This window comes from Bacteroidales bacterium, from assembly GCA_022647615.1.
Lineage (GTDB): Bacteria > Bacteroidota > Bacteroidia > Bacteroidales > UBA932 > Egerieousia.
The window spans coordinates 1,776,423-1,802,441 of record JALCKZ010000001.1 but is presented as its reverse complement, the minus strand read 5'-3'; the positions used below and the strand labels follow the sequence as shown (position 1 = coordinate 1,802,441).

The 26,019-nt window shown below is 40.9% G+C and carries 25 protein-coding genes and 1 pseudogene; 18 read left to right on the top strand and 8 right to left on the bottom strand.

What is annotated here, in order from left to right; all coding sequences use genetic code 11:
- Positions 1–3: 3 nt before the first annotated feature.
- Both LKM37_07840 and LKM37_07835 read right to left on the bottom strand, forming a co-directional pair.
- Positions 4–2,685: a calcium-translocating P-type ATPase, PMCA-type gene (locus LKM37_07840; protein ID MCI1720896.1), complete on the bottom strand. Its 2,682-nt coding sequence runs from the start codon at positions 2,683–2,685 to the stop codon at positions 4–6.
- Complete coding sequence (locus LKM37_07835; GenBank protein MCI1720895.1) at positions 2,660–5,299, bottom strand: valine--tRNA ligase; 2,640 nt, start codon at positions 5,297–5,299, stop codon at positions 2,660–2,662. The genes LKM37_07840 and LKM37_07835 overlap by 26 nt, the downstream gene beginning before the upstream one ends.
- Before the next feature lie 128 nt (positions 5,300–5,427).
- On the opposite strand from LKM37_07835, the gene LKM37_07830 reads away from it, so the two are divergent.
- From LKM37_07830 to LKM37_07805, 6 genes are read left to right on the top strand one after another with little or no spacing between them, the layout of a single operon-like run.
- Positions 5,428–5,742: a DUF3467 domain-containing protein gene (locus LKM37_07830; GenBank protein ID MCI1720894.1), complete on the top strand. Its 315-nt coding sequence runs from the start codon at positions 5,428–5,430 to the stop codon at positions 5,740–5,742.
- Between the two features lie 14 nt (positions 5,743–5,756).
- The gene (locus tag LKM37_07825; protein MCI1720893.1) at positions 5,757–6,638 is read left to right on the top strand and encodes an electron transfer flavoprotein subunit beta/FixA family protein; all 882 of its coding nucleotides are present in this window, start codon (positions 5,757–5,759) and stop codon (positions 6,636–6,638) included.
- A gap of 37 nt (positions 6,639–6,675) precedes the next feature.
- On the top strand, positions 6,676–7,695 hold the full coding sequence (locus LKM37_07820; protein MCI1720892.1) for an electron transfer flavoprotein subunit alpha/FixB family protein: 1,020 nt from the start codon (positions 6,676–6,678) through the stop codon (positions 7,693–7,695).
- A 46-nt stretch (positions 7,696–7,741) separates the two neighbouring features.
- Entirely contained in the window at positions 7,742–9,520 is a 1,779-nt protein-coding gene (locus tag LKM37_07815) for an acyl-CoA dehydrogenase family protein (protein ID MCI1720891.1), read from the top strand.
- A gap of 24 nt (positions 9,521–9,544) precedes the next feature.
- Complete coding sequence (locus LKM37_07810) at positions 9,545–10,129, top strand: HAD hydrolase family protein (GenBank protein ID MCI1720890.1); 585 nt, start codon at positions 9,545–9,547, stop codon at positions 10,127–10,129.
- Positions 10,130–10,174: 45 nt separating this feature from the next.
- Complete coding sequence (locus tag LKM37_07805) at positions 10,175–10,765, top strand: Maf family nucleotide pyrophosphatase (GenBank protein ID MCI1720889.1); 591 nt, start codon at positions 10,175–10,177, stop codon at positions 10,763–10,765.
- Positions 10,766–10,777: 12 nt separating this feature from the next.
- Here the strand turns inward: LKM37_07805 and LKM37_07800 are convergent, their stop codons facing one another.
- On the bottom strand, positions 10,778–12,760 hold the full coding sequence (locus tag LKM37_07800; GenBank protein ID MCI1720888.1) for a RecQ family ATP-dependent DNA helicase: 1,983 nt from the start codon (positions 12,758–12,760) through the stop codon (positions 10,778–10,780).
- Positions 12,761–12,970: 210 nt separating this feature from the next.
- Between LKM37_07800 and pckA the strand changes: the two genes are divergently transcribed.
- Positions 12,971–14,575: a phosphoenolpyruvate carboxykinase (ATP) gene (pckA, locus tag LKM37_07795; protein MCI1720887.1), complete on the top strand. Its 1,605-nt coding sequence runs from the start codon at positions 12,971–12,973 to the stop codon at positions 14,573–14,575.
- A 32-nt stretch (positions 14,576–14,607) separates the two neighbouring features.
- Here the strand turns inward: pckA and LKM37_07790 are convergent, their stop codons facing one another.
- From LKM37_07790 to LKM37_07770, 5 genes are all read right to left on the bottom strand, one after another.
- Positions 14,608–15,414 carry an MBL fold metallo-hydrolase gene (locus LKM37_07790; protein MCI1720886.1) on the bottom strand — a complete coding sequence of 269 codons (807 nt, stop codon included), beginning with the start codon at positions 15,412–15,414 and terminating at the stop codon, positions 14,608–14,610.
- 15 nt (positions 15,415–15,429) lie between these two features.
- On the bottom strand, positions 15,430–16,080 hold the full coding sequence (locus LKM37_07785) for an HAD-IA family hydrolase (protein MCI1720885.1): 651 nt from the start codon (positions 16,078–16,080) through the stop codon (positions 15,430–15,432).
- A gap of 1 nt (position 16,081) precedes the next feature.
- The gene (locus LKM37_07780; protein MCI1720884.1) at positions 16,082–16,909 is read right to left on the bottom strand and encodes a purine-nucleoside phosphorylase; all 828 of its coding nucleotides are present in this window, start codon (positions 16,907–16,909) and stop codon (positions 16,082–16,084) included.
- A 42-nt stretch (positions 16,910–16,951) separates the two neighbouring features.
- Positions 16,952–18,259 (bottom strand): amidohydrolase, encoded by a 1,308-nt coding sequence (locus LKM37_07775; GenBank protein ID MCI1720883.1) that lies wholly within the window; start codon positions 18,257–18,259, stop codon positions 16,952–16,954.
- A gap of 104 nt (positions 18,260–18,363) precedes the next feature.
- Positions 18,364–18,573, bottom strand: a complete 210-nt coding sequence (locus LKM37_07770; protein MCI1720882.1) for a hypothetical protein — start codon at positions 18,571–18,573, stop codon at positions 18,364–18,366.
- A 130-nt stretch (positions 18,574–18,703) separates the two neighbouring features.
- Here LKM37_07770 and LKM37_07765 point away from each other — a divergent pair, with 130 nt between their 5' ends.
- The 11 genes and pseudogenes from LKM37_07765 (at position 18,704) to rny (ending at position 25,926) form a co-directional block, all read left to right on the top strand.
- Positions 18,704–19,429: a hypothetical protein gene (locus LKM37_07765; protein ID MCI1720881.1), complete on the top strand. Its 726-nt coding sequence runs from the start codon at positions 18,704–18,706 to the stop codon at positions 19,427–19,429.
- Positions 19,413–19,697: a hypothetical protein gene (locus LKM37_07760; GenBank protein MCI1720880.1), complete on the top strand. Its 285-nt coding sequence runs from the start codon at positions 19,413–19,415 to the stop codon at positions 19,695–19,697. Before LKM37_07765 ends, LKM37_07760 begins: the two co-directional genes overlap by 17 nt.
- A gap of 182 nt (positions 19,698–19,879) precedes the next feature.
- Positions 19,880–20,486: pseudogene (locus LKM37_07755) on the top strand (acetate--CoA ligase family protein).
- Positions 20,473–20,646: a hypothetical protein gene (locus LKM37_07750; protein MCI1720879.1), complete on the top strand. Its 174-nt coding sequence runs from the start codon at positions 20,473–20,475 to the stop codon at positions 20,644–20,646. Before LKM37_07755 ends, LKM37_07750 begins: the two are co-directional and overlap by 14 nt.
- Before the next feature lie 49 nt (positions 20,647–20,695).
- Positions 20,696–20,917 (top strand): 4Fe-4S dicluster domain-containing protein, encoded by a 222-nt coding sequence (locus LKM37_07745; GenBank protein ID MCI1720878.1) that lies wholly within the window; start codon positions 20,696–20,698, stop codon positions 20,915–20,917.
- Between the two features lie 25 nt (positions 20,918–20,942).
- Entirely contained in the window at positions 20,943–22,019 is a 1,077-nt protein-coding gene (locus LKM37_07740; protein ID MCI1720877.1) for a 3-methyl-2-oxobutanoate dehydrogenase subunit VorB, read from the top strand.
- A 19-nt stretch (positions 22,020–22,038) separates the two neighbouring features.
- A complete protein-coding gene (locus tag LKM37_07735; protein ID MCI1720876.1) occupies positions 22,039–22,800 on the top strand; it encodes a thiamine pyrophosphate-dependent enzyme in 762 nt (253 codons plus the stop codon).
- A gap of 48 nt (positions 22,801–22,848) precedes the next feature.
- The gene (locus LKM37_07730) at positions 22,849–23,400 is read left to right on the top strand and encodes a 2-oxoacid:acceptor oxidoreductase family protein (protein ID MCI1720875.1); all 552 of its coding nucleotides are present in this window, start codon (positions 22,849–22,851) and stop codon (positions 23,398–23,400) included.
- A 49-nt stretch (positions 23,401–23,449) separates the two neighbouring features.
- Positions 23,450–23,743 (top strand): hypothetical protein, encoded by a 294-nt coding sequence (locus LKM37_07725; protein ID MCI1720874.1) that lies wholly within the window; start codon positions 23,450–23,452, stop codon positions 23,741–23,743.
- An 11-nt stretch (positions 23,744–23,754) separates the two neighbouring features.
- Positions 23,755–24,069 carry a hypothetical protein gene (locus LKM37_07720; GenBank protein MCI1720873.1) on the top strand — a complete coding sequence of 105 codons (315 nt, stop codon included), beginning with the start codon at positions 23,755–23,757 and terminating at the stop codon, positions 24,067–24,069.
- A 303-nt stretch (positions 24,070–24,372) separates the two neighbouring features.
- Positions 24,373–25,926 (top strand): ribonuclease Y, encoded by a 1,554-nt coding sequence (rny, locus tag LKM37_07715; GenBank protein ID MCI1720872.1) that lies wholly within the window; start codon positions 24,373–24,375, stop codon positions 25,924–25,926.
- Positions 25,927–26,019: the final 93 nt, after the last annotated feature.

Here is a 26,019-nt window from a genome sequence, read left to right as displayed (position 1 = left end):
TAATTATCTTTTCTTGCGCAGGTTGCGTCTTAAAATCAACCTCTTTATTTCTCCAATCCAAAGAACTGCAGAAGTTATTAAGAATAAATCCAGAAGGAGATTAAATGATAAATGCTCCGTTCTAAAAACCTTTCCGCCAAACTCAACTATTATCACCTGTAATAATAATATAATTGACGTGATGGCAAGAAAAGGCTTATTTTCAGAGAGTTTTGAAAATGCAGATTGCGTGCTTCCAAGCGCCCTGGCATTAAAAAGATTCCAATACTGCATCAATACAAAGAAAGTGAAAAACTCCGTCAGCTGAATTGTTGTCAAATCAACAAAGTACCCTGCTTCATATTTTTTTAAAAGAAGAAACAATAGGGAGACAACAAAAAATCCTATTCCATATCCAAGTATTCCCTTCAGCATCTTTTTTGTTATGATGAAATCCGTCATCTTTCTTGGCTTTGACTTCATTACTTCTTTCCTGGAAGGTTCTGTAGCCAAGGCAATTGCAGCAAACGTATCCATTATCAGATTTACCCACAAAATCTGCGTAACCTTTAAAGGAAACTCAATTCCAAGCATTGGTCCAAATAAAGCTGTTAGCAATGCCGCTACGTTTACGGTCAGCTGGAAATATATAAACTTCTGTATATTAATATAAATGGAGCGTCCCCACTGAACGGCCGATACAACGCTGCTGAATGAATCATCAAGCAAAATAATATCGCTGCTCTCCTTTGCAACAGCAGTTCCGCTTCCCATGGCAAGTCCGACATCTGCGTAGTTTAAAGCCGGAGCGTCATTTGTTCCGTCACCTGTAACCGCCACAACTTCACCTTGTTGCTGCAACAGCTTTACAAGACGCATCTTATCGGCGGGACGGGCCCTTGACATTACCTTAATATCTTTAATCCTCCTAAGAGCCTCTTCATCTGACAGTTTCTCAAAATCACCTCCCGTAATACAGTTTCTGTCGGGAGTATCTTTATCATTCCAAAGTCCGCTCTGCTTTGCTATTTCAATGGCAGTCAATGACGTATCACCTGTAACAATTTTAACTGCAATGCCGGCGTCAACGCACTCTTGCATTGCAGCTGGGACATCCTCTCTGACAGGGTCAGCTATAGCGGCAAAACCATCATATATAAACTCCCTGCTCTCCACAAGTTCCTTAATATCAACGTTCGCCTGAGACGCATCCAAATAGCAATGCGCAAAAGCAAGAGAGCGCATACCCTTGTTCTGGTACTTTCCAATCTCCTTTAGCAGTTCATTCTCAGTAACTTCGTTCTCAAAATGGTGTTCATCTTTATGTAAAATAACTTTATTGTCTGCGGTCATTTTGCATTTGCTAACAAGCGTTTCGGGAGCTCCCTTTATATATAGACATATTTTATTCCCGACAGAAAGTCCTTCTGCAGAACCAATTACATCTGTGCTGTTGTATGAGCAAAGAGTTGCCATATATTTTGTAAGGGTGCTGAAAGGAATTCTTTGAATCTCCACGCTATTCTCCCTTAAGCTCATATAATCATATCCGCTCTCCGTAATATGCATTAATAGAGCACCTTCCGTCGGGTTGCCAATTACTCCGGAGTTGTCCAGAAAAGCTGTACTGTTAACTGAAATTGCTGCGGCAAAATCTGCGCTCATCCTTACGGAACAATAGTGAACTTTCATTTTATTCTGTGTCAGCGTACCCGTCTTATCTGTACAAATAACCGTTGCCGCACCCATTGTTTCACATGCATGCATCTTTCTAACAAGCGTATGCTGCGCCGTCATCTTGCGCATACTATAGGCAAGACTCAGGGTAACGCTCATTGGAAGTCCCTCAGGTACAGCCATTACAATAAGCGTAACGGCCACCATGAAAAATTCTAGAAGCTGCGCAAGATTATCAACCGTCGGGGCAAGCGTGAGCTTTCCGACAATCAAATCTCTTGCAATAAGTATTACAAAAGTTGCTGCGGCAATCCACATTCCAACCTTTCCAATATAAGCACCCAACTTTGTAAGTTGTTTGCTTAGAGGTGTTTCAGCCCCCGTTATTTCACTTGCCTGACGTGCCGTCTTTCCAATTTCCGTAGAATCGCCAACGGCAGTTACTTCAAATACTCCATCACCCTCGCTAACCGTAGTGCCTCTGTATACATAATTAGGAGAGTATGCTCCGTCAAAATCCTTAACCTCTTTTGCTGTTTTGTTAGATGCTTTTGACTCTCCGTTTAATGAAGACTCGTTTACCCTCAGTTCCATTGATTCCAGCAACTTTCCGTCAGCCGGAATTTCATCACCTGTCGCAAGTACAACTACATCACCTACAACAATTTCCGTCTTTTTAATTTGTGTTACAACTCCGTTATTTCTTATGACTTTAATAAGATCGCTATCATTAATCTTATTAAGTATGTCAAACTCTTTGCCTGCCTTATACTCATTGAAAAATGAGATTGTAGTTGCAAGCAAAATTGCAAAGACAATTCCAAGGCTCTCAACCATAGAGCCTTCAAAATAACCGGTTATTAATGATAATAATGTTGCGACTAGCAACACTTTTATTAAGGGATCCTTAAACTTGCTGAAAAATAATTTCCATCCGCTTTCCCTTTTGGCAGGAGTAAGGTTGTTTGAGCCATGCTTCTGTCTGCTCTCTTCTACCTCACTGTTACTTAAACCTTTGTAATAGTTCATTTAAATTATTCAGTTTTGTTTGAGCGTCGCTCTGTTTCTTCTTCTCTAAATCTACAACTTGCGCAGGTGCGTTCTTAACAAAGTTTGCGTTGGAAAGCTTCTTCTCAACCGATGACAGGAACTTAGTATATCTCTCTATTTCCTCTTTTATCTTTTTAACTTCTTCCTCAGCATTTACCTTTAGCGGAACAAAGAACTCTGTTGTTCCAACCATGAAATTCATACCCTGCATTTGCTTGTCAATATCGCGCACAAGTTTTAGGCCAGAAACATTAGCCAGCTTCTCAATTACAGGGGCAATTTTTACATCATAAGGTTCCTTAACATATAATTCAACGGCCTCCTTAGGAGAAATTCCCCTGCTTTGGCGGATATTACGGATATTCATAATTGTCTGTTCTGCAGCATCAAACATAGAGAGCATCTCTTCAGAGAATTTTCCCTCAGCCGGCATCTGCTGCAACATAATTGTCTCACCCTCTTTGCGTTCAGCCATATTCTGCCACAGCTCCTCCGTAATAAACGGCATAAACGGATGCAGCATTTTAAGCAGAGCGTCAAAGAAACTCATTGTCTTATCGTATGTTACACGGTCAATCTTTGCGCCGAAGGCAGGTTTCACAGCCTCAAGGTACCAGGCGCAGAAATCATCCCAGAACAGTTTATAAACTGTCATTGTAGCATCCGCAATTCTGAATTTATTAAAGTGATCATTTATTATCGCGACAGATTTATTCAGTTTCCCTTCAAACCATTCCATTGCTAAATTAGCTGCCGCAGAAGGTTTTGCGGCCTCATCAACTTCCCATCCTCTGGTAAGTCTGTATGCATTCCAAATTTTGTTTGCAAAGTTTCTCCCCTGCTCAACCTGGCTCTCATCAAACAAAATATCATTGCCGGCGGAAGTACATAACAACATTCCAATTCTCACTCCATCAGCACCATACTCTTGCATTAATTTTATCGGATCAGGTGAATTTCCAAGTGATTTTGACATTTTACGTCCAAGTTTGTCCCTTACAATTCCTGTAAGATAAACATTATGGAACGGAACTTTGCCGGTAAACTCATCTGCGGCCATAACCATCCTTGCCACCCAGAAGAACAAAATTTCAGGAGCTGTAATCAGGTCATTAGTAGGATAATAGTATGCTAAATCTTTATTAGGTTTCTTATCGGGGAATCCCGGTTTCTCAGGGTCAAAAACAGAAATTGGCCACAGCCAGGAAGAGAACCATGTATCCAAAACATCGTCATCCTGTTTTAGCTCCTCCTTCTTTATGTTTGGATTAATCTTCTTTGCCGCCTCAAATGCCTCATCTAAGGTTGGTTCAACAACAAACTGGCCATCAGGCAAATAATAAGCAGGTATTCTTTGTCCCCACCAAAGCTGCCTTGATATGCACCAGTCTCTTACCGTCTCCATCCAGTGGCGATAAGTGTTTTTATATTTCTCCGGAATCAATTGGATTTCTCCGCTCTCAACTCTCTTAAGAGCCTCGGCAGCAAGCTTATCCATCTTAAGGAACCACTGAAGGGAAAGACGCGGCTCAATTACTGCATCCGTCCTTTCCGAATGCCCAACAGGAGACATATAGTCCTCAATTTTCTCCATATTGCCTGCATCGTCCAGCATTTTAACAATCTTCTTGCGTGCGACAAATCTGTCTTCTCCAACAAGAATCTGCGCCTTATCGTTTAAGCAGCCATGCTCATCTATAATGTCCAGAACGGGAAGATGATGACGCAAGCCAATTTCGTAGTCATTGATATCATGGGCTGGCGTAACCTTCAAACATCCTGTACCAAAGTCCATTGTAACATAGTCATCCTCTATAATAGGAATCTCCTTATTGATTAAAGGGATTAGGATTTTCTTGCCCCTTAGATTATGATACCTCTCATCATTTGGATTTATGCAGACTGCAGCATCCGCCATTATAGTTTCAGGACGGGTGGTAGCAATTATTATATACTTATCTGTTTTCTTGCCGTTATCGCTGATGAAATATCTTAAGTAATAAAGCTTTGAATGGGTGTCTTTATGTATAACCTCCTCATCCGAAACAGCCGTAAGGCCTACCGGGTCCCAGTTAACCATTCTTACGCCTCTGTAAATCAGACCCTTCTTATAGAAATAAACAAATGTATTAATTACGGCCTTGCTAAGCGGCTCATCCATAGTGAATTTAGTACGGTCCCAATCACAGGATGCTCCCAGCTTTTTTAGCTGCTCCAAGATTATTCCGCCATGTTCTTCTTTCCACGCCCAAGCCTCTTTCATAAATTCGTCGCGAGTAAGAGAAGTCTTCTCAATCCCCTTCTCCTTTAGCCTTGCAACTACCTTAGCCTCAGTGGCTATAGATGCATGATCAGTACCAGGCACCCAGCAGGCATTCTTGCCTGTCATTCTCGCACGGCGGATAAGGACATCCTGCAAAGTATTATTCATCATGTGGCCCATGTGAAGCACGCCAGTAACATTTGGAGGAGGAATTACTATAGAATAGGCCTCTCTCTCATCTGGTTCTGAATGAAAAAATTTGTGTTTTAGCCAATAAGCATACCACTTGTCTTCTGTCTGAGCAGGATTGTACTTTGCCGGAATCTCCATATAAATACCTCTTAATAAAGTTAATCTAAGCAACCTGGAATAATTACCCGGTTGCATTGCGGCAGCCTGTTTTTATGGTCTGCCACATGGGCTGCAAAGTTAATAATTTTAAGTATCTTTGCCGCGTTATGGAGAATGATAATAAACTAAACATTGAGCTTAGCCCGGAAGTGGCAAAAGGCTCATACTCAAATTTGTCTATTATTACCCACTCGTCCAACGAGTTCATAATAGATTTTGTAAAGATGTTGCCGGGCATACCTAAGGCTATTGTAAGCGACAGAATTATAATGACTCCGGAGAATATCAAGCGCTTGTATCATGCACTTGGAGAGAACATTGGAAAATATGAGTCTAAATTTGGAGCGATACAGCTGCACGATGCCGAGCCGGGAGTGCCTAATATCCCGACAGGTTTTAACAACCCTAATGTAAAATCATAAAAATATTATTATAGATGAGCAAAGAATTTAAGATTGTTGTACTGGCCAAGCAAGTTCCTGATACTAGGAATGTTGGCAAAGATGCAATGACACCGGAAGGAACTGTAAACAGAGCGGCTCTTCCGGCGATTTTCAACCCGGAAGATATGAACGCCCTAGAGCAGGCGCTTAGAATAAAGGATAAGTTCCCAGGTTCTAAAGTGTTGATTCTGACCATGGGCCCGTTCCGCGCTGCGGAAATTATACGAGAAGGATATTTTAGAGGCGCCGATGGAGGCGTACTTTTAACTGACAGAAGATTTGCCGGAGCTGATACTTTGGCAACTTCATTCGCAATCTCTCAAGCTGTAAAGAAAATGAATCCGGACATTATTGTCTCCGGAAGACAGGCAATTGATGGTGATACCGCACAAGTTGGTCCGCAGGTTGCCGAGAAAATGAATATTCCGCAGATTACTTATGCAGAGGAGATTACAGATATTGCAGAGAATAAAATAACTGTTAGGAGAAGACTGGAGAGAGGAATTGAAATTGTCACTTCCCCTCTTCCTTGTTTAATAACAGTTCATGCAACTGCGGCCCCTTGCCGTCCCAGAAATGCAAAATGTGTTCTTAAATACAAGTATTCCAGGACAATACATGAAGAGCAAGATGCTGCTAATGCAGGCAAATACCTTCTTTCCACAGATGAAAAACCATATTTGAGAATTCAGGAATGGACTGTAGATGACGTGGGCGGAGATGAAAGCAGCTACGGATTTGCAGGTTCTCCTACAAAAGTTAAAAAGGTGGAAAACATTGTGTTTAAGGCAAAAGAGGCAAAGAAGCTTACAGGCTCTGACGCAGATGTGGACTCGCTGATTTCAGAACTAATGGCCAATCATGAAATTGGTTAATGTTTAACACGTTTATTAATTAAGAGAATTATTGAGTATGAATAATATAATAGTATTTATAGAAACTGACGGCGGAAAGCTTTGCGATGTCAGCTTGGAGCTTTTAACAAAAGCGCGTTCTCTTGCGGAGCGTTTAAATGTTGATGTTGAGGCGCTTCTTATTGGAAGCAATGTTAGCGGACTTGTTCCTGAATTATATCAGTACGGTGCCAAAGTAGTTCATCTTGCAGATGACCCGAGATTGGAATTTTTCCGCACCTTGCCTTACGCTGCAATTACAATAGAGTTGTTCAAAGAACAAAAACCTCAGATAGCTTTGTTTGGTGCTTCCAGTATTGGAAGAGATTTGGCCCCAAGAGTTTCCAGCGCTTTAAAGAGCGGACTTACAGCAGATTGCACATCTCTTGAGATTGGCGACCATGAGGATAATAGAAGCGGAAAAAAATACACAAATCTTCTTTACCAGATTCGTCCCGCTTTTGGAGGCAACATTATTGCCACCATAGTTAATCCGGAACACAGACCTCAGATGGCCACGGTGCGTGAAGGTGTGATGAAGAAAGAGCCCATGGCTAAACCAGTTAATGGTACAGTACATAAAATTGACACTGCAAAGATACTGATTGACAGTGATTTTGCTGTGGAGATTATTAAGAGAGAAATTGAAGAGAAAAAAATTAACATCAAAGGTGCTCAGATAATTGTTGATGGCGGATATGGCGTTGGAAGCAGAGAAAACTTCAAACTGGTATTTGACCTGGCAAAAACTCTAGGCGCTGAGGTTGGAGCAAGCCGCGCAGCTGTTGACGCAGGCTTTGCAGATAATGACAGACAAATTGGCCAAACCGGAGTTACAGTAAGGCCAAAACTTATTATATGTCTGGGAGTTAGCGGCGCAATTCAGCATACTGCCGGAATGGATCAGAGCAAAATAATAATTGCAGTTAATTCTGATCCTGAAGCCCCTATTCATAAAATTGCAGACTACTCCATTATTGGAGATTTGAACGAGGTTGTTCCTAAAATGATTGCCTCATACAAGAAACACAGCAAATAATTAGGAGAGCTTAATTCATTTAATGCTAATAAATTAGAAAAACATTATGGCAAATTTTTATAAAGATAATACAGACCTTAAGTTTCAGTTTTCCAATCCTTTAATGAAGAGGATAGTTGAACTTAAAGAGAACGGATATAAAGATTTTGGAAAGTATGATGATGCTCCAAAAAACTTTGAGGACACCATTGATTCTTATGACAGAGTCATGGATATTATTGGTCAAATCAGCGGAGACACTATTAACGTAAATGCAGAACAGGTTGATATTGACGGGCCTGTATGCAAAGACGGTAGAGTGACTTATGCGGCAGGCACCAAAGTAAACCATGACACATTAACTAAAGCCGGAGTATACGGAATGTCACTTCCGCGCTGCTATGGCGGCTTGAATCTATCCATGGTTCCGTATGTTATGGCTGCTGAGATTGTTGGACGCGCAGATGCAGGATTTGCAAATATCTGGGGATTACAGGATTGCGCAGAGACAATTTGGGAGTTTGCATCACAGGAGATAAAAGATGAATTTCTTCCAAGAATCAAGAATGGAGAGACCTGCTCAATGGACTTAACTGAACCCGATGCAGGTTCTGATTTACAAGCAGTTTCTTTAAAAGCCACTTTTGACGAGGCAAAAAACACTTGGACGCTTAACGGAGTTAAACGTTTCATTACCAATGGCGACGCAGATATTAAACTTGTTCTTGCCCGTTCAGAGGCTGGTACAACAGATGCGCGCGGCCTTTCATATTTTGTATATGATAAGAAATGGGGCGGCGTAAATGTCAGAAGGATAGAGAATAAGCTTGGCATACACGGTTCCCCTACCTGCGAGCTTGTATTCCACAACGCTCCCGCAAAACTTATCGGAGACCGCAAGATGGGACTTATAAAATATGTAATGTCTCTGATGAACGGAGCTAGGTTAGGCGTTGGCGCTCAGAGTGTTGGAATTTCAGAAGCAGCCTATCGCGAGGCTCTTAAATATGCTAATGAAAGAGAGCAATACGGCAAGAAAATTATTGAGTTCCCGGCTGTTTATGAAATGCTTGGAATAATGAAGGCCAAACTTCAGGCAAGCCGTGCAATTCTTTATGAGACATCCAGATGCGTAGATGTATATAAAGCCATGAACTCTCTTCTTTCTCCCGACAGAAAATTCACTCCTGATGAGAGAAAAGAGAATAAGAAATATTCAAAGTACGCAGATATGCTTACGCCGCTTTTAAAGATGACTTCCAGTGAATTCTGCAATCAGAACGCTTATGATGCAATTCAAATTCACGGAGGCAGCGGCTATATGAAAGAGTATCCGGTGGAGAGACTTTACAGAGATGCCAGGATTACTTCTATATATGAGGGAACATCTCAGCTTCAAGTAGTTGCAGCACAGAGATATGTAACAAACGGTTCATACCTGGAGATGATTAAAGAGTATGAAGCACAGCCAGTACAAGTTTCTGCTGAGGTTGAAGCCGCTTGTCCCGGAGCACAGAAAAAGCTGGAAGCGCTTAAAACAAAGCTTGTTGCAATGACAGAGCAGTACGCAAAAGCTGTTGCGGATGTTGACGGCAAGGGTGATGAGTATATAGATTTCCAGGCTCGCAGACTTTGTGAAATGGCAGCATATATTATTGAGTCTTACCTGCTTGTAATTGACGCACAGCGCAGCGCAAGTTTCCTGGATTCAGCAGAGATTTTTACGGACAAGACAGAATCCTGGAACACAGAACGTTATAATTACATAGAAAATTCTAATCCGGAAGAGATTCTAAAGGGCTTTAAAAATGTCTCTGCAGATTTATCCAAGCTGGACGTAGAATAATCCACAATTTTAAACGGCATCTTAATGAATTATAAGATTAAGCTTAAGGGTATCAAGGGGTTTGCATTTGATGTAGATGGCGTATTTACCACCGGCAGCATTATCTGCCTGCCCGACGGGGATTTAATCAGAACGTACAATGCAAAGGATGGCTTTGGACTTAGAATGGCTTTCATGAATGATTACAAAATAGCCATCATTTCCGGCGGCGAGAGCGAGTCTATTAGAAAACGTTTTATGCCAACATTGGCAAATGAAGTTTATATGGGCTCTCGCAACAAAGTCCCCACTTTCCTGGAATTTTGCAAGAAGTATGATCTTAAGCCAGAAGAAGTTGCATACGTTGGAGATGACCTTCCCGATATTCCTGTGCTTCAAATTTGCGGTCTTGCGGTATGTCCTGCAGATGCAGTTGAAGAGGTTAAAGCGGTTTGCGATTATGTCTCCCTTTATAGAGGAGGCAAGGGTTGTGTAAGAGATTTGGTTGAGCAAGTGCTTAAAATTCAGGGAAAATGGGAATTTAATCCAAGTCATTATAAGGATTGGAGAGAGAAAAGAGATGAGGCCTTTGAGGAGATGTACCACAAAGGCAGGCCGGCAGAAGAATAAGTATCCCGACAGGCTCATTACCAGCCTATTGTAAAGCAAATTGCAATGTATTATTTAGCGGAAAAACTCAAGGACAAAAAGGTTATTCTTGCTTCAGCATCTCCGCGCAGGAAAGAGTTGCTTGGAGGTCTTGGAATTCCTTTTACTATCGGAAAGGTTACAGACTACAATGAGACCTATCCCAAAGATTTGGATGTCAAGAGAGTACCGCAATATATCTGCAGGCAAAAATCACTGCATTTTTCCCGTCCGCTAAAAGAAAATGAAATAGTTATTACCGCCGATACAATTGTAGTATTGGATGGTAAAAAAATCGGCAAGCCAAAGGACAGAACAGACGCAGTAAAGATGCTGCGCAAATTAAGCGCCCACAAGCACACAGTTGTTACTGGCGTATGCATAAGAGACTGCAAACATCAGAAAAGTTTTTCTGCCACATCTGACGTTTGGTTTGGGGAGATTAACAATGATGAAATCAACTGGTATGTAGACAATTACAAACCTTATGACAAAGCTGGTTCCTATGGCGTTCAGGAGTGGATTGGCTACATCGGCATCCTTAAAATCAACGGGTCATTCTACAATGTTATGGGTCTCCCTATTCAGAAATTATATCGGGAGCTTCTGAAATTCTAAATTCTGTGCAAACTACTTATTGCTCAAAAACAGATTATTGCTCTCAATCCTAATTTGCCCATTATCAATCATTTCCCTTAAGACTTTCAAGTACAGCTTTTCATCTTCCGCTCCTAGCTGCTGAATATCTGAAACAGTTGCCGGAGCCTTGTGTTCATTCATGAATTTTAAAATGTGAGCAGCTGCAACTTTTTCTGACATAAGAGGATGCAGGGCATTGCGCCTGGCAAGACAGACATCGCAAACGCCGCAGTCTGATGTAACGGGTTGAGAAAAGTATTCAATAAGAAATCTGCTCCTGCATTTATCATCCTCCTTTGCATACTCTATGATACTGTCAACTCTACGTTTAAGCTGCTCTTTGCGGCGCTCAAATCTTTGCTTGTCTATATAGAGATTATTCTCCGTAAGTCTCTCATTCTTAAATATTATAAGCGGAGTCTTTATTTGCGGAATATAGCGCAGCACATGTTTTTTGGAAAGCGCTTTAAGTTTTGCAACCACATTCGCCTCTGTATCATGAGTTACTTTAGCAATGTAAGCCTCATCAATTACAACAAGTTTGGAGAATAATCCGGGATACAAACGCATCACTGATTTAATGAACGTATCCATAACCTCGCTCTTTAGCTGAAGATTATAAAGTTCATCCCTATCCACCTCAAACATTATTTTTGGAGGATTATCAATTTCATCCGTCAGCTCCCAGTACCCTTCCTGTTCAATGTATTTGATTGCGTAGTAAGCACTTGTGGCATTTAGCCTATACTCTTTTGCAAAGTCTTGCAACTTAAATTTTCTGGCAGAATCCCCCCCGCCTTCATAAGGAATTTTTAGGAAGGCGAATACATTCTGGTAAATCTGTGCAATGTAGTCCAAGGAAGGGAAAGAAATATTATGTATTTGTCTTAAACGGCTAACATCGCTTTTGTTCCAAAGCAGTACAGCCCAAGCCTTTAGACCATCTCTTCCCGCTCTTCCTGCCTCTTGAAAATATGCCTCTACGGAATCCGGCATATCATAATGCACTACAAATCTCACATTTGCCTTATCTATTCCCATGCCAAAAGCATTGGTCGCCACAATAACTTGAGTCTTGCCGCGTTTCCAATTATCTTGCCTCTCTGACCTGGTCTCTTTTCCCAGCCCCGCATGATAATATTCTGCCGAAATACCACCGGAAACCAGGAAATCTGCAATTTCAACACATTTTTTTCTCTCCCGACAGTATATAATTCCCGACACTTCGGAGGGACTTGTAACGGTTCCGGCAGCATTACCATCGGCGCTATTTGAACTATTTTGTCTCAAATAATCCTCCGTAATACCTTTGCATATCCTTAGCATTGTTCCGTACTTGTCATCAGTCTCCCTAACAATATACGCAAGGTTTTTACGTTGGAAACCTGTTGATATTACGTTTCTTCCATGGAAATCCAGCTGTGTCATTATATCCTCCGCAACCTCTTTTGTTGCCGTTGCAGTAAGCGCAATTGTAGGGACATTCCCTATCAAATCTTTTATCTCTCTGATTTTCAGGTATGCAGGACGGAAATCATACCCCCATTGAGAAATACAGTGCGCCTCATCAACCACCAAATAATTGATGTTCATTTTTGTGACGCGTGCCTGAAATATCTCTGTTTGAAGACGTTCCGGAGATACGTAAAGAAATTTATAATCTCCGTAAATAGCGTTATCAAGAGCAACATCAATTGAGTGCATGCTCATTCCGGAGTAAACCGCAATGGCCGGGATTCCTCTATCATTAAGGGCCTGTACCTGGTCTTTTATCAACGCAATTAATGGAGATATTACAAGGCATAATCCATCTTTTGCCATGGCCGGCAGCTGGAAACATAATGACTTGCCTCCGCCGGTTGGCATAAGTACAAGAGTATCAGTTCCGCTCTCTATGGATTTAATTATCTCCTCTTGCTGCGGCCTAAAACTCTCATACCCCCAGTACCTTTTAAGTATCTCTATATTAAGCATATAATAACTCCAGAAAAAACCTGTCGCGACTATAAAAATACAACACAATGCAACCTGTTTGCAAATTTAGCAAAAGGTTCCTACAACAAATGCCGATTTTTAGGAAATAGGCATTAAAGTTGTATATTTGCGCGCGAATCCGGGAGGGGATTTTACCTCATATTTCCTCACGGAAACAGCATAGAAATTATTAATTAATCTTATAAGGTTATGGCAAATATTGATTTAAGCAAGTACGGTATCAAGGATGTCAAAGAGGTTCTTTACAATCCTTCATACGAGACACTGTACAAAGAGGAAATGCAGCCGGGACTTACCGGTTATGACAAAGGACAACTAACTGAGCTTGGAGCAGTTAATGTAATGACGGGAATCTACACAGGACGTTCTCCTAAGGATAAGTTCTGGGTAATGGATGAGAAGTCAAAGAATACAATCTGGTGGACTTCAGATGAATACAAGAATGACAACAAACCCGCTTCTGAGAAGACATGGGGCGTTCTTAAGGATCTTGCCAGAAAAGAGCTGTCCGCCAAGAAGTTATATGTAATGGATACTTACTGCGGAGCTAATAAGAACACCAGAATAAAAGTTAGATTTATTATGGAAGTTGCATGGCAGGCACACTTTGTAAAGAACATGTTCATCCGTCCAACTGAAGAAGAACTTAAAAATTACGGAGAGCCTGATTTTGTAGTACTTAACGCATCCAAGGCAAAGGTTGAGAACTATAAGGAACTTGGTTTGAATTCAGAGACTGCTGTTGTATTCAACATCACTGAGAAAATGGAGATTATCCTTAATACATGGTATGGCGGCGAGATGAAGAAAGGTTTGTTCTCTTATATGAACTATCTTCTTCCTCTACAGGGAATTGCAGCAATGCACTGCTCTGCTAATACTAATGATAAAGGTGAGACTGCGATATTCTTTGGACTAAGCGGCACAGGAAAGACAACTCTTTCTACGGATCCTAACAGAGCTTTGATTGGTGATGATGAGCACGGCTGGGACAACGACGGAGTATTTAACTTTGAGGGCGGCTGCTATGCAAAAGTTATCAATCTGGATAAGGAGGCTGAGCCTGATATTTATAATGCAATTAAGAGAGACGCTCTGCTTGAGAACGTTACAGTAGATAAGAACGGCAAGATTGACTTTGCGGATAAGAGCGTTACGGAGAACACAAGAGTTTCCTACCCTATTTATCACATCAAGAATATTGTAAAACCAATCTCCAAAGCCCCTGCTGCTAAGAAAGTTATCTTCCTTTCAGCTGATGCATTCGGTGTTCTTCCTCCGGTTTCTATTCTTGACCCTGAGCAGACTAAGTATTATTTCTTGAGCGGCTTTACTGCAAAACTTGCAGGAACAGAGCGCGGCATAACAGAGCCAACCCCTACATTCTCAGCATGTTTTGGCGCAGCATTCCTTTCATTGCATCCTACTAAATACGGAGAGGAGCTTGTTAAGAGAATGAAACAGAGCGGCGCAAAGGCATATCTTGTAAACACGGGATGGAACGGAACAGGAAAGAGAATCTCTATAAAAGACACAAGAGGCATTATCAATGCAATCTTGGACGGTTCTATAGATAAGGCACCTACAAAGGTTCTTCCTTATTTTAATTTCAGAATCCCGACAGAACTTCCTGGAGTTGCAACAAATATCCTAGACCCTAGAGATACTTATGCAAACGCTCAACAGTGGGAAGTTAAGGCTCTGGATTTGGCAGGAAGATTCATTAAGAACTTTACAAAGTTCACTTACAACCCTGCAGGCAAGGCCTTAGTTGAGGCTGGTCCTAAACTATAATGCAAGTCTGTAACTATCGGGAATAAAGATAGTTATAAAGAATATAATTTTGAGGCGTGGCCGCGGATTAAACAATCCAACACCACGCTCTCTTTTTTTACGCCAATCTCATCCAGCGCTTTTGATACACAGCAGCGCGCAAGTTCAGGAGTATTATTATTATCGGATAAATGGCAAAGAAAAATATGGTCTATGGCGCCCTCTTTCTCCATGTAGATTTTCTGCAAAGCTTTGGCAGCATCTCTGTTGCTCAAATGCCCCGTATCGGGACTACTTATCCTCTCTTGCAAATCTTTCGGGTATGAACCTTCCGCCAGCATTTTCTCGTCATAATTTGTCTCAAAAATCAGAGTGTCCGCTTTTTCAGAATATTTTATAACATTCTCATTTACAGAGCCGCAATCCGTAACTAAAGTGATTTTCTTCCCGTCAAATTCTATATAATATCCAACAGTTTCAGATGCATCATGAGGCACAGGGAAAGGAGTAAATTTTACCCCGTCTACTTCTGTCGTTTTTAAAATTTGAATTTCATTCACCCTCCCGTTAAGCCTTCCGCGCGTACAGCTGTGAAACTCAAATGAATTTTTCAGAATTTTTGTAGCATATACCGGCTTATTATATTTTTCTGCAATTATTCCAAGCGCCTTTATATGATCTATATGATCATGGGTAACAAGGATGAAATCAACATCTTGCAGAGAGAGAGAATGCTCCTCCAAAGTTTTTTTTGCAGACCTTGGACCAACGCCGGCATCAATCATAAAGCTAACGCTTCCATTTGTAAAATAATAGCAATTGCCGCTGCTTCCGCTTGCAAGACTTATGAATTTAATCATTTAGAATTCTCCTTATCAGACCTTTGGAACATCGGAGATTTCGGCATCCAGAACCGGTTGAATCTGCGTCTCCATATCTTTATTGACATCATAAAGCAAACATTTAAATCCCAGCTTCTTAGCAGTTTCTATATTAGCCTCTCCGTCATCTATAAACAAAGATTCGCCGGGTATTATTCCGCTCTCTCTTATCACTTCATTAAATATTGCCTCGCCTGGCTTGGATAAATTCATGCGATAAGACAAGAACCTCTTTCTAAAAACGTCGCTCATTCTCAAACCGCAAGATTCTCTAAAAAGTTTTTTAGAGCGTTTCCATGCAATAGGATTAATATTGCTCAGCAAATAGAGGTCATACTTCTTTTTCAACTTAAGCAAATATTTGACTTTGCTCTCCTGTACTCCTGTAAGGAAGCAGCCAATTGCATAGTCAATCTCCTCATCTGTAAGTTCTTGTATAGTAGAATGTTGCCTAACAATCTGCCTGAATTCGGAAGACTTTAAATCTCCGTTTTCAAACTGCGCAAAAAAACCTTTTTGAGCATAGTCGGAAAGATATTTTCCAAAATCGGGAAAACCCAAAATTTTTGAAAATGCATTTAAGCAGTTATCTCTGTTGAGAGTTACAATTACGCCTCCGCAATCAAATATAACGTTATTAATCATTTCAGATATAAGCAATTAAACCGGTAAACAAAGCCGTCATTTTATCAACGGCAGTATCGGCCGCTTTAATTACTTCCTGCTCGTCATTTACAAAATCCTCATTTTCTGTATCATGAGCAGCATTTGTAATAACGGAAACTCCAAAGACCTTTATATCACAATGGCGGGCTACAATAACTTCAGGTATAGTTGACATTGCAACTGCATCACCACCAATGAATTTAAAGAATTTATATTCTGCCTTAGTCTCGTAAGATGGTCCTGTTCCTGCAACGTACACGCCCTCTTTCAAATCAAATCCATTCTCTCCGGCAATCTCATGACCTTTCTTAATAAGCTCACTATCATAAGGATGAGACATATCGGGGAACCTTACTCCAAAGCTGTCCATATTTTTTCCAATCAAAGGATTTGGCAAGAAATTAATATGGTCTTTAATTGCCATAATGTCTCCAACTTTAAATGAAGTATTAAGTCCTCCGCATGCACAGGAAACAAATAGGTATTTAACACCCAGCACTTTCATCACCCTTACCCCTATGGTAACCTGATCCATTGTGTAGCCTTCATAATAATGGAAACGGCCTTGCATTGTAATAACGCACTTTCCGCCCAATGTCCCGATAATCAAATTTCCTTTATGTCCTACAGCTGTAGAAACGGGAAACTCCGGAATCTCTTTGTATGGGATAACTATCGGATTTTCAATCTTATCTGCAAGATTTCCAAGTCCGCTCCCAAGAATGATTCCTGCAAGCGGCTTGCGATTTCCAATCTTATTTTTTATAAAATCGGCCGCCTTATAGATTCTTTCTTCTCTTTGGTCCATAATATATTTTTATATAATTTTCTTTAATTTCTTAAAAATGAGCTACAACAAAATCTTCTTATAAAGTCTTCTCACCTCATTCAAAATATTCTCCTCACCTCTGATTTTTCTATTCTGCATTAAAATTTTACCATCGCAAATTACAGTATCTACGCAATCTGAATGTGCAGAATAAATAAGGTTTGCCAGGAAATTCACATTTGGCGTAAATGCATAATTATCAATGTCTATAAGGCAAACATCTGCAAGCGCCCCAACACTTATAAGGCCGCCGTTAAGCCCAAGCGCCTTATATCCGTTTAACGTAGCTGACTTGAACAGCTGGCTCAAAGGAATTGCCATAGGATCTTTTCTCCATGCCTTCTGAACAAGAGCCGATGTCTTTACAGCCTCCAGCATATCAAGGTTATTTGATGATGCGCAACCGTCGGTGCCGATGCAAACATTTGCTCCTGCATCTGCAAGCTCCTTAAATTTAAACTTGTAGCCTGACGCAAGTTTCAGATTTGAATTAATGTTGTGCACAACGTTAACTTTGTTTCTTCCAAGCGTCGCAATTCCTTCCTCATCAATCCAAACGCAATGAGCGGCAACTATGTTAGGGCCAAAAATACCCATCTTATCCAGATATTCAACAGGATTGCAATGATGCTTTCTTAAACTATCAAGCCTCTCCTGGCCGGTCTCAGCAATATGAATGTGAAGAATTAAATTATTATTTCTTGCAAATTCGCTTGCCCATTTAATATTCTCAGCGCTAACAGTATACGGAGCATGTACGGAAACCGTAAATCTTGTAATTGGTTTCCATTTTTTTGCCTCCTCAAACATTGCCTGACACTCATCTCTCTGGAGAGCCGCCTTCTTTTTATTAAAAGCATCCAGGAAAACATAAGAGTGCCAGCTTCTTAGCCCTATATCTGATGCAGCCTTCACCGCAGAATCCGGTCTCCAATATTGGTCATTATAGCATGTTGTACCTGTTTTTATCATCTCCACGCAAGCCAGCTTTGTTCCCCAGTAAACAAGTTCATCATCAAGCTTTTTCTCCTGCTTCCAAATAGCTTTCAACCAATGCTTTAGATTAACATCTTCTTGAGTTCCGCGCATCAATGTCATAGCTGCGTGGGTATGCATATTTGCAAAACCCGGAATAATTGCCTTGCCTTTTCCGTCAATCACCTTCAGCTGGCCGCTGTTCTCAATTGAATCGCTCATGGACTCAATCACTTTCTCATCGCTGCAGGCCGCAGGAGCTGCATCAACAATAGCGGCAATTTTATTGCCTTCTATCAGAATATCCTTCCGGATACCGTTGTGATATATATTTCTTATTAAAATCTTATTCATGTTGCGTACAAAAATAATAAAATAAGCCTAACAAAGCACCTTATTTATAATTATCATTAATAAGCATTTGCACCGTTTTTATCATTTTAAATTAATAGTTAATATCAATTATTTCTATTTATTTTTAAGCAAAAATCTTGCTTTTCTATAACAATTTTCATATTTTTATGGCTCAATTGATAAAAGGCAAGAGCTGATATGATAACCGAACAGTTGATAAAACCTAAAAGCATTGCTGTGATTGGCGCATCTAATGATCCGTCCAGGCCAGGTGGCGGTGCGCTTTGAAAAGCCTTATTATCAATAATTTCCAAGGAGACATATATGCCGTAAGCAAAAATGAGCAGAACGTGCAGGGGCTAAAGACCTTACTCTTCTGTTAATGATATTCCCGACAGCGACCTTGCTATAATAGCTGAAGATGAGGGGAATTGCGTAAAAACGGTGGAGACGTTATGCGGCAAAAAGGAGTGCAGGAGCAATAATCATTTTTTCAGGTGCTATCTCACAAGAAGGAATTACAGCAGTGAAGATGCTGAGAAAGAGGTAGCGGAGATAGCGGAAAGGTTTGAGGCTTCAGTTATCGGGCCCAACTCGGCCGGAATTGTTACGCCCTGGTATTCAAGTATTTTTGCAGGCACTATCACTTGCGCAAAAGACGGCATAGACATCATTTCATCCTCCAGAACAACCATAGCTTTCCTTGCTGAAGCGGCAGTTAAATATGGAATTAAAGTTTCAAATATTATCTCCGTTGGCTACTCTATGCAAACCTCAATTGAGGATGTTATTGAATGGATGGATAACAATTATGATGCGCAAGCATGTGAGCGCAAGGTAATTGCGATATATATAGAAAAAATTTCAGACTCCGTAAAATTGCTTAAGCATTCCCGCTCACTTGTCAAGAAAGGGGCAAGCATTGTGGCAATTAAAGGAGGCTGCAGCAATGATGAAATTTCTCTTGGAATTTCACATACAGGCATGCTTGCATCACCCACAAAGGCCGTTAGCGCGCTGTTTGCAAAATGCGGTATTATAAGAGCTTACGGAAGAGAAGAGATGATGAATATTGCCGGCATTTTATCAAAGCCTAGGCCAAGCGGCAAGAGGATTGCAGTACTTACCCAGGCCGGCGGTCCGGCAGTGATGCTTGACAGATGCCCTTGAGCATAACGGGATTGACGTTAAACAAGTCTTCTTTGAAGACTATATGTTTGGAAAAACGGCTGGCCAGCTGTCGGGATTAATGGATAAATATGACGCTGATCCTCAAATAGATGCAACAGTCGTTATTTTTGGCTGTCCGGGACTTAGCGATTCCGCGGAGATTTACAATGTGCTGTTCAGGAAAATAAAGGCTACTCCCAAACCCATATATCCAGTATTTCCATCTGCTGAACACTCAGATGCTTACATTAAAGGAGTACCACAATAAGGGCGGTATTACTTTTATTGATGAAGTGGTATTTGGGAAGGCCCTTGGCGGATGTGCTGAATGCTCCTCAGGGTGTAATCAGCGACAGTTCATCCCCGGCCATTGATAAACAGATGATTAAGAGATGTCATAAGAAGAGAGTCCCGAACGGATGGATGCCTCCGTTTATGGTACAGGAGCTGATGGATGCAAGCGGCATAAACAGAACAAGGCAGGAAATCGCTCTTACGCAAGAAGAGGCTGTAAAAGCGGCAATAGAAATTGGATATCCTATCGCGATGAAAGTAATAGGACCGGTTAATAAAATAGATATAGACGGAGTGTCTCTTAAATATTTCTGACGAACATACTTTAAAAACCGAATTTGACAGAATGACTAATATAGAGGGAGTTAGCGGTGTTCTGATTCAGCCTATGCTGTACGGAACTGAGGTGTTTATTGGAGCCAAGAGAGAGAAAAATTTTGGGCCTATGGTCATGTGCGGATTGGGAGGAATTTTAGTGGAAGTCATAAAAGATGTGAAGTCTACTCTTGCGCCGGTATCTGAGGGTGAGGCAGATAAGATGATCCGCTCCCTTAAGGGATACCCTATTATACAAGGTTACAGAGGCCAGGAGGGAGTTAACCAAGTTATGTTTAATGAGACAATAAGGAGAGTGTCAGCACTTTGCATGGCTGCTCCGGAAATAATGGAGATGGACCTTAACCCGCTTGTCGGGAATGAGAGAGGACTTACTGCAATTGATGTCAAGATAAGAATTGAGAAAGAGGGAAATGAAAAAGTTTAACGAGACAAAAATCGGAGTATGGTGGAACAAACTGGACCCCTCATATAAGGGGCTGGTTATCATAGGAATTATATGCATTATCGGGATTATCATAAGATGGAAACATGTTTTGAGCGGAATAGCGAGAGGTTTTGGGCATTATTCCGGATATGCTGATTAACAGATAGATACTAAACAATATATATATTAACAATTAAATAATTTCTAATATGGCAATGAAAGGTACAATAGTGGCCGACAAAGAACGCTGCAAAGGATGCGGACTTTGCGTGGCCAACTGCCCTACCAAGTCTATTGAACTTGCTAAGGAAGTAAACGGGAGGGGCTATCATTATGTTACCCTTGTTAACCCGGACACCTGCGTGGGATGTACAAACTGCGCAACAATGTGTCCAGACTCTGTTATAACGGTTTACAGAGTCAAGATTTAATAATTAACCGATAAAAATTTTAATTATGGCAGAGAAAATATTGATGAAGGGAAACGAGGCAATCGCCTATGGCGCAATTAGAAGCGGCGTTGACGGTTACTTTGGATATCCTATTACCCCGCAGAGCGAGGTGATGGAAACACTTATGGAGCAAAAACCTTGGGAAACCACAGGAATGGTTGTGCTTCAGGCAGAGAGTGAGGTTGCATCTATTAACATGGTTTATGGCGGTGCATGCTCAGGTAAAAAATCTATGACATCAACCAGCAGCCCAGGCTTTAGTTTAATGTGCGAAGGTCTTAGCTATCTGGCAGGTACGGAGCTTCCTTGCCTTGTAGTAAACGTCATGAGAGGTGGTCCCGGACTTGGAACAATTCAGCCTAGCCAGTCTGATTATTTCCAGGCTGTAAAGGGCGGCGGACACGGAGATTATCATCTTATAGTTCTTGCACCTGCTTCAGTTCAGGATATGTATGATTATGTAGATCAAGCATTTGAGCTTGCTCTTAAATATAGAAATCCTGCATGTATCCTTGCAGACGGAGTTGTTGGACAAATGATGGAAAAGGTTGAATTCCGTCCTATGAAACCAAGAATGACCGATGCGGAAATACAACAAAGATGCGGCTGGGCTCTTCTAGGAAAGAAGAACAGAGAGAGACATGTAATGACATCTTTGTCTTTGGAATCGCCTGTACAAGAAGCGTTTAACATCAAACTTCAGAAGAAGTACAGAGAGATTGAGGCCAAAGAATCTTTGTGCACTACATACAAGACGGAAGATGCAGAACATCTGCTGGTAGCATTTGGTTCTCTAAGCAGAATTGGAGAAAATGCTGTTGAACTTGCAAGAGAGAGAGGAATTAAACTTGGTCTTATGAGACCTATCACATTGTGGCCTTTCCCTGAAAAACAGCTTGATGCTCTTGTTCCTCAGATGAAAGATATTATTTCAGTTGAGTTGAGCGCAGGGCAAATGGTAGAAGATATTCGCCTGGTTGTCAACGGCAGAAAGCCTGTCTATTTCTACGGAAGAATGGGCGGAATGGTTCCTAATCCGGAGGAAATTGTAGATAATCTGGAAAAAGTAATTACAAAGTAATTTTTAATACGCAGATATTATGGATATAAAAGATATGATTAAACCGGAGAACAAGGTTTACGGAAAGTGCCCCGTTCTTACAGAGAATATTATGCACTACTGCCCAGGATGTCCGCACGGCATTGTACATAAGTTGATTGCAGAGGTTATAGAAGATATGGGAATACAGGACAAAACCATTGGAGTATCACCAGTAGGTTGCGCAGTATTCGCATATAATTATATAGATATTGATTGGGCAGAGGCTGCTCACGGAAGAGCTCCCGCGCTTGCAACTGCAATTAAGAGATTGAACCCGGACAAGTATGTATTTACATATCAGGGAGATGGAGACTTGGCATCTATTGGAGCAGCAGAAATTATTCATGCATGCAACAGAGCTGAGAACATTGTCGTCATCTTTATTAACAATGCAATTTACGGAATGACAGGCGGTCAGATGGCCCCTACAACTTTGCTTGGACAAGTTACAGCAACAACTCCTTACGGAAGGTGCGTAGAACTTAACGGCTATCCTTTGAAGATAACTGAGCTAATTTCCAAACTTGACGGAGCATGCTACGTTACAAGACAAACATGCAACACTCCGGGCAATGTCCGCAAGACAAAAGCTGCTATCAGAAAAGCATTTGAAAACTCTGCGGCAAAGAAAGGCGCTTCATTTGTAGAAGTTGTAAGTACTTGCAGCTCAAACTGGAAGCTATCACCTGTAAAATCCATGGCATGGATGGAAGAGAACATGTACCCGTTCTATCCGCTAGGAGATTTGAAAAATGTATAATAATATTAATCACGACAGAACCTGTCGCGAATAAAAAAGAAAATTATTATGAAAGAAGAATTAATTATAGCCGGATTTGGCGGACAAGGCGTTCTGTCAATGGGCAAAATATTAGCGTATTCCGGAATTATGCAAGATATGGAGGTTACATGGATGCCATCTTACGGACCAGAAATGAGAGGCGGAACAGCCAATGTAACAGTCATTTTGAGCGACAAAAAAATCAGCTCCCCTATTTTGAGCAGATATGATAACGCCATCATTCTTAACCAGCAGTCAATGGATAAATTTGAGCCTACTGTTAAGCCTGGCGGATTGCTGCTTTATGATCCTAACGGAATTACAAGAGTTCCAAGCAGAAAAGATATTACCGTATGCTCTATAGAAGCTGCCGACGAGAGCGCAAAAATGGGCAATACAAAACTCTTTAACATGCTGGTTCTTGGAGCATTCCTTAAGATAAAGCCTATTGTTACTTTGGAAAATGTTATGCTTGGCCTTAAACATTCTCTGCCTGAAAGAAGCCACAAAATGCTTCCGATGAATGAGCAGGCTGTGAGAGTGGGTATGGAGAAAGTGAAGATAATTAACAAAGTGTAGTCCTGCGCGTTAAAAAATTTCCTAACTTTGCTTGCGGTAAAGGAAGGCAATGAGAAACGATACTTACAAGACGATAGAAACTCTTCAGAAGCTTATAGCTGAGCTTATTACTAAGTATGAAGATGCTGCCGTCAACAGGGACGCGTATCTAGCCGACCTTAACCGCACAAAAAAGGAATTACAAAACGCTAAAAACAAAATTGCAGAACAAGAGAAAAAACTAGAGCACATTGAGCTTGAACAAGCTTTCCTGAATACCTCCAGCGGAGATAAACAGGCAAAAGCAAGGATTGGGAAGATTATCAAGGAAATAGATAAGTGTATTTCACTTCTGAACGATTAACGAATCAGATTATGGCATTAACCAAGAATAAGACATATGTTAAGATTACTGTAGATGGCAGACCTTTTGGTTATAGTGTTACGCCGGGTGAAGTAGACTTATGGGTAAAAGCTGAGAAGCTTATTAATGACGAGATTAATACTTTCCGCAAGAATCACAAGAAAGAGAGCAATGAGTCGGACATAAATTATAGAGCAGATAGCATAATTGTTGTCCTTATAAAAACAGTCATGGAACTTTTAAGAAAAGAGAGCGAATCAGAAGAGACGCTCTATGCTTTAAGGGAAATGAACTCTCAGCTGGATTCTTACATAAAGAAGAATTAGATTCTTGCGCAAATAAGATTAATAAGTTAGCCGTCAGGCTCCGCTCTTTGCGAAAATCAACAAGTTATTTAATGTTACCGAGCCACTCGGCAGATAATGACAGGCCTGGGTTACCCTTCGGGGGATTCCGCTTGCGGGACGTTGGAAGTCAAAGTCTTAACCGGAGCTCAAATCTTAATTATATTTAAGATTTTTCATAAAACAGCTTTGCTTGACGGCTTTTTTTCTTTGCTCTTTTCTCCGGTGGATTCTGCATTTTATTGTTTTTAAGCGGCAATTGCAACTTAAAACAATATATAATACATGGAACAAATTGACATTTTAACTCTTTCCCTTCTGTTGCTGGGAGCAGCTATCATAGGATTCCTGATCAGTTTTATCATCATAAGGCCAATAGTACTTAAGAACAAAAAATCCAAGATTCTGGCGGATGCAGAAAAAGAGGGTGAGAATATTAAGAAAGAGAAAATTTTCCAGGCAAAGGAGAAATTTCTTCAGTTAAAATCTGAACACGAGCAATATATCAATTCTAAGAATAATGCTCTAAAAGAGGCTGAAAATAAAATCAGACAAAAAGAGAGCCAAATCAGCCTGCAAGCCAATGAGATATCTCGCAAAGAGAGAGATGTAGAGGCTATTAGAAATAATCTGAAAAATCAGACAGACATTGTTGCCAAAAAGAATGAAGAGTTTGAAAAAATGAGGCAACAAGAAATTATAAAGCTGGAAAACATTGCAGGAATGTCTGCAGATGAGGCAAAGAAACAGCTTGTTGAATCTATGAAGGCGGAGGCCAAAACAGAGGCTCTTGCATACATAAATGATGTAATGGATGAAGCAAGGCTCAATGCTTCCAAAGAGGCTAAGAGAATTGTTATCAACACAATACAGCGTACAGCGCCGGAGACTGCAATTGAAAATGCAGTTACGGTTTTCAATATTGATAATGATGAAATCAAAGGCAGAATCATAGGACGTGAGGGTAGAAATATCCGCGCCTTGGAAGCTGCCACGGGAGTTGAAATTGTTGTAGATGATACTCCGGAGGCAATTCTGCTTTCAGCATTTGACCCGGTAAGAAGAGAGGTTGCAAGACTTGCTCTGCATCAGCTTGTTGCAGACGGAAGAATACACCCTGCAAGAATTGAAGAGGTGGTTGCAAAAGTGCAGAAACAGCTGGAAGATGAGATTTTGGAGACAGGAAAGAGAACCTGCATAGACCTTGGTATTCACGGACTTAACATAGAACTTGTAAAACTTGTCGGGAGAATGAAATATCGTTCTTCTTACGGACAGAATTTGCTGCAGCACTCACGCGAGGTTGCAAATATTTGTGCAACAATGGCTTCTGAGCTTGACTTAAATCCGAAAGTTGCCAAGCGCGCCGGTTTGCTGCATGATATAGGAAAGGTTTCTGAAGAAGATCCGGAGCTTCCGCACGCTTTGCTTGGAAAGAAACTTGCAGAGCAATACAAAGAGAAACCAGAGATTTGCAATGCAATTGGAGCTCACCATGAGGAGATAGAGATGACATCTCTTATATCCCCTCTTGTAATGGTCGCCGATGCGATATCAGGTGCAAGACCAGGTGCCAGAAGAGAGGTTATAGAGTCTTACATTAAACGTCTTAAAGATATGGAGGACATTGCGTTATCTTATCCAGGCGTTACAAAAACTTACGCAATTCAGGCAGGCCGCGAGCTGCGCGTAATAGTTGGCAGCGAGCAAGTATCTGATAAAGATGCAGAGAATTTGTCTGCAGAAATTGCAAAGAAAATTCAGAATGAAATGACTTATCCCGGACAGGTTAAAATCACGGTAATTCGTGAAACCAGAAGCATTGCATTTGCAAAATAGTTGAGAATAATTGTTTAACACAATACGTAAAAAAAGACGCCATTATATGGCGCCTTTTTTTTAACATTTAAGTCATTTAGGAAAAGACTTAAA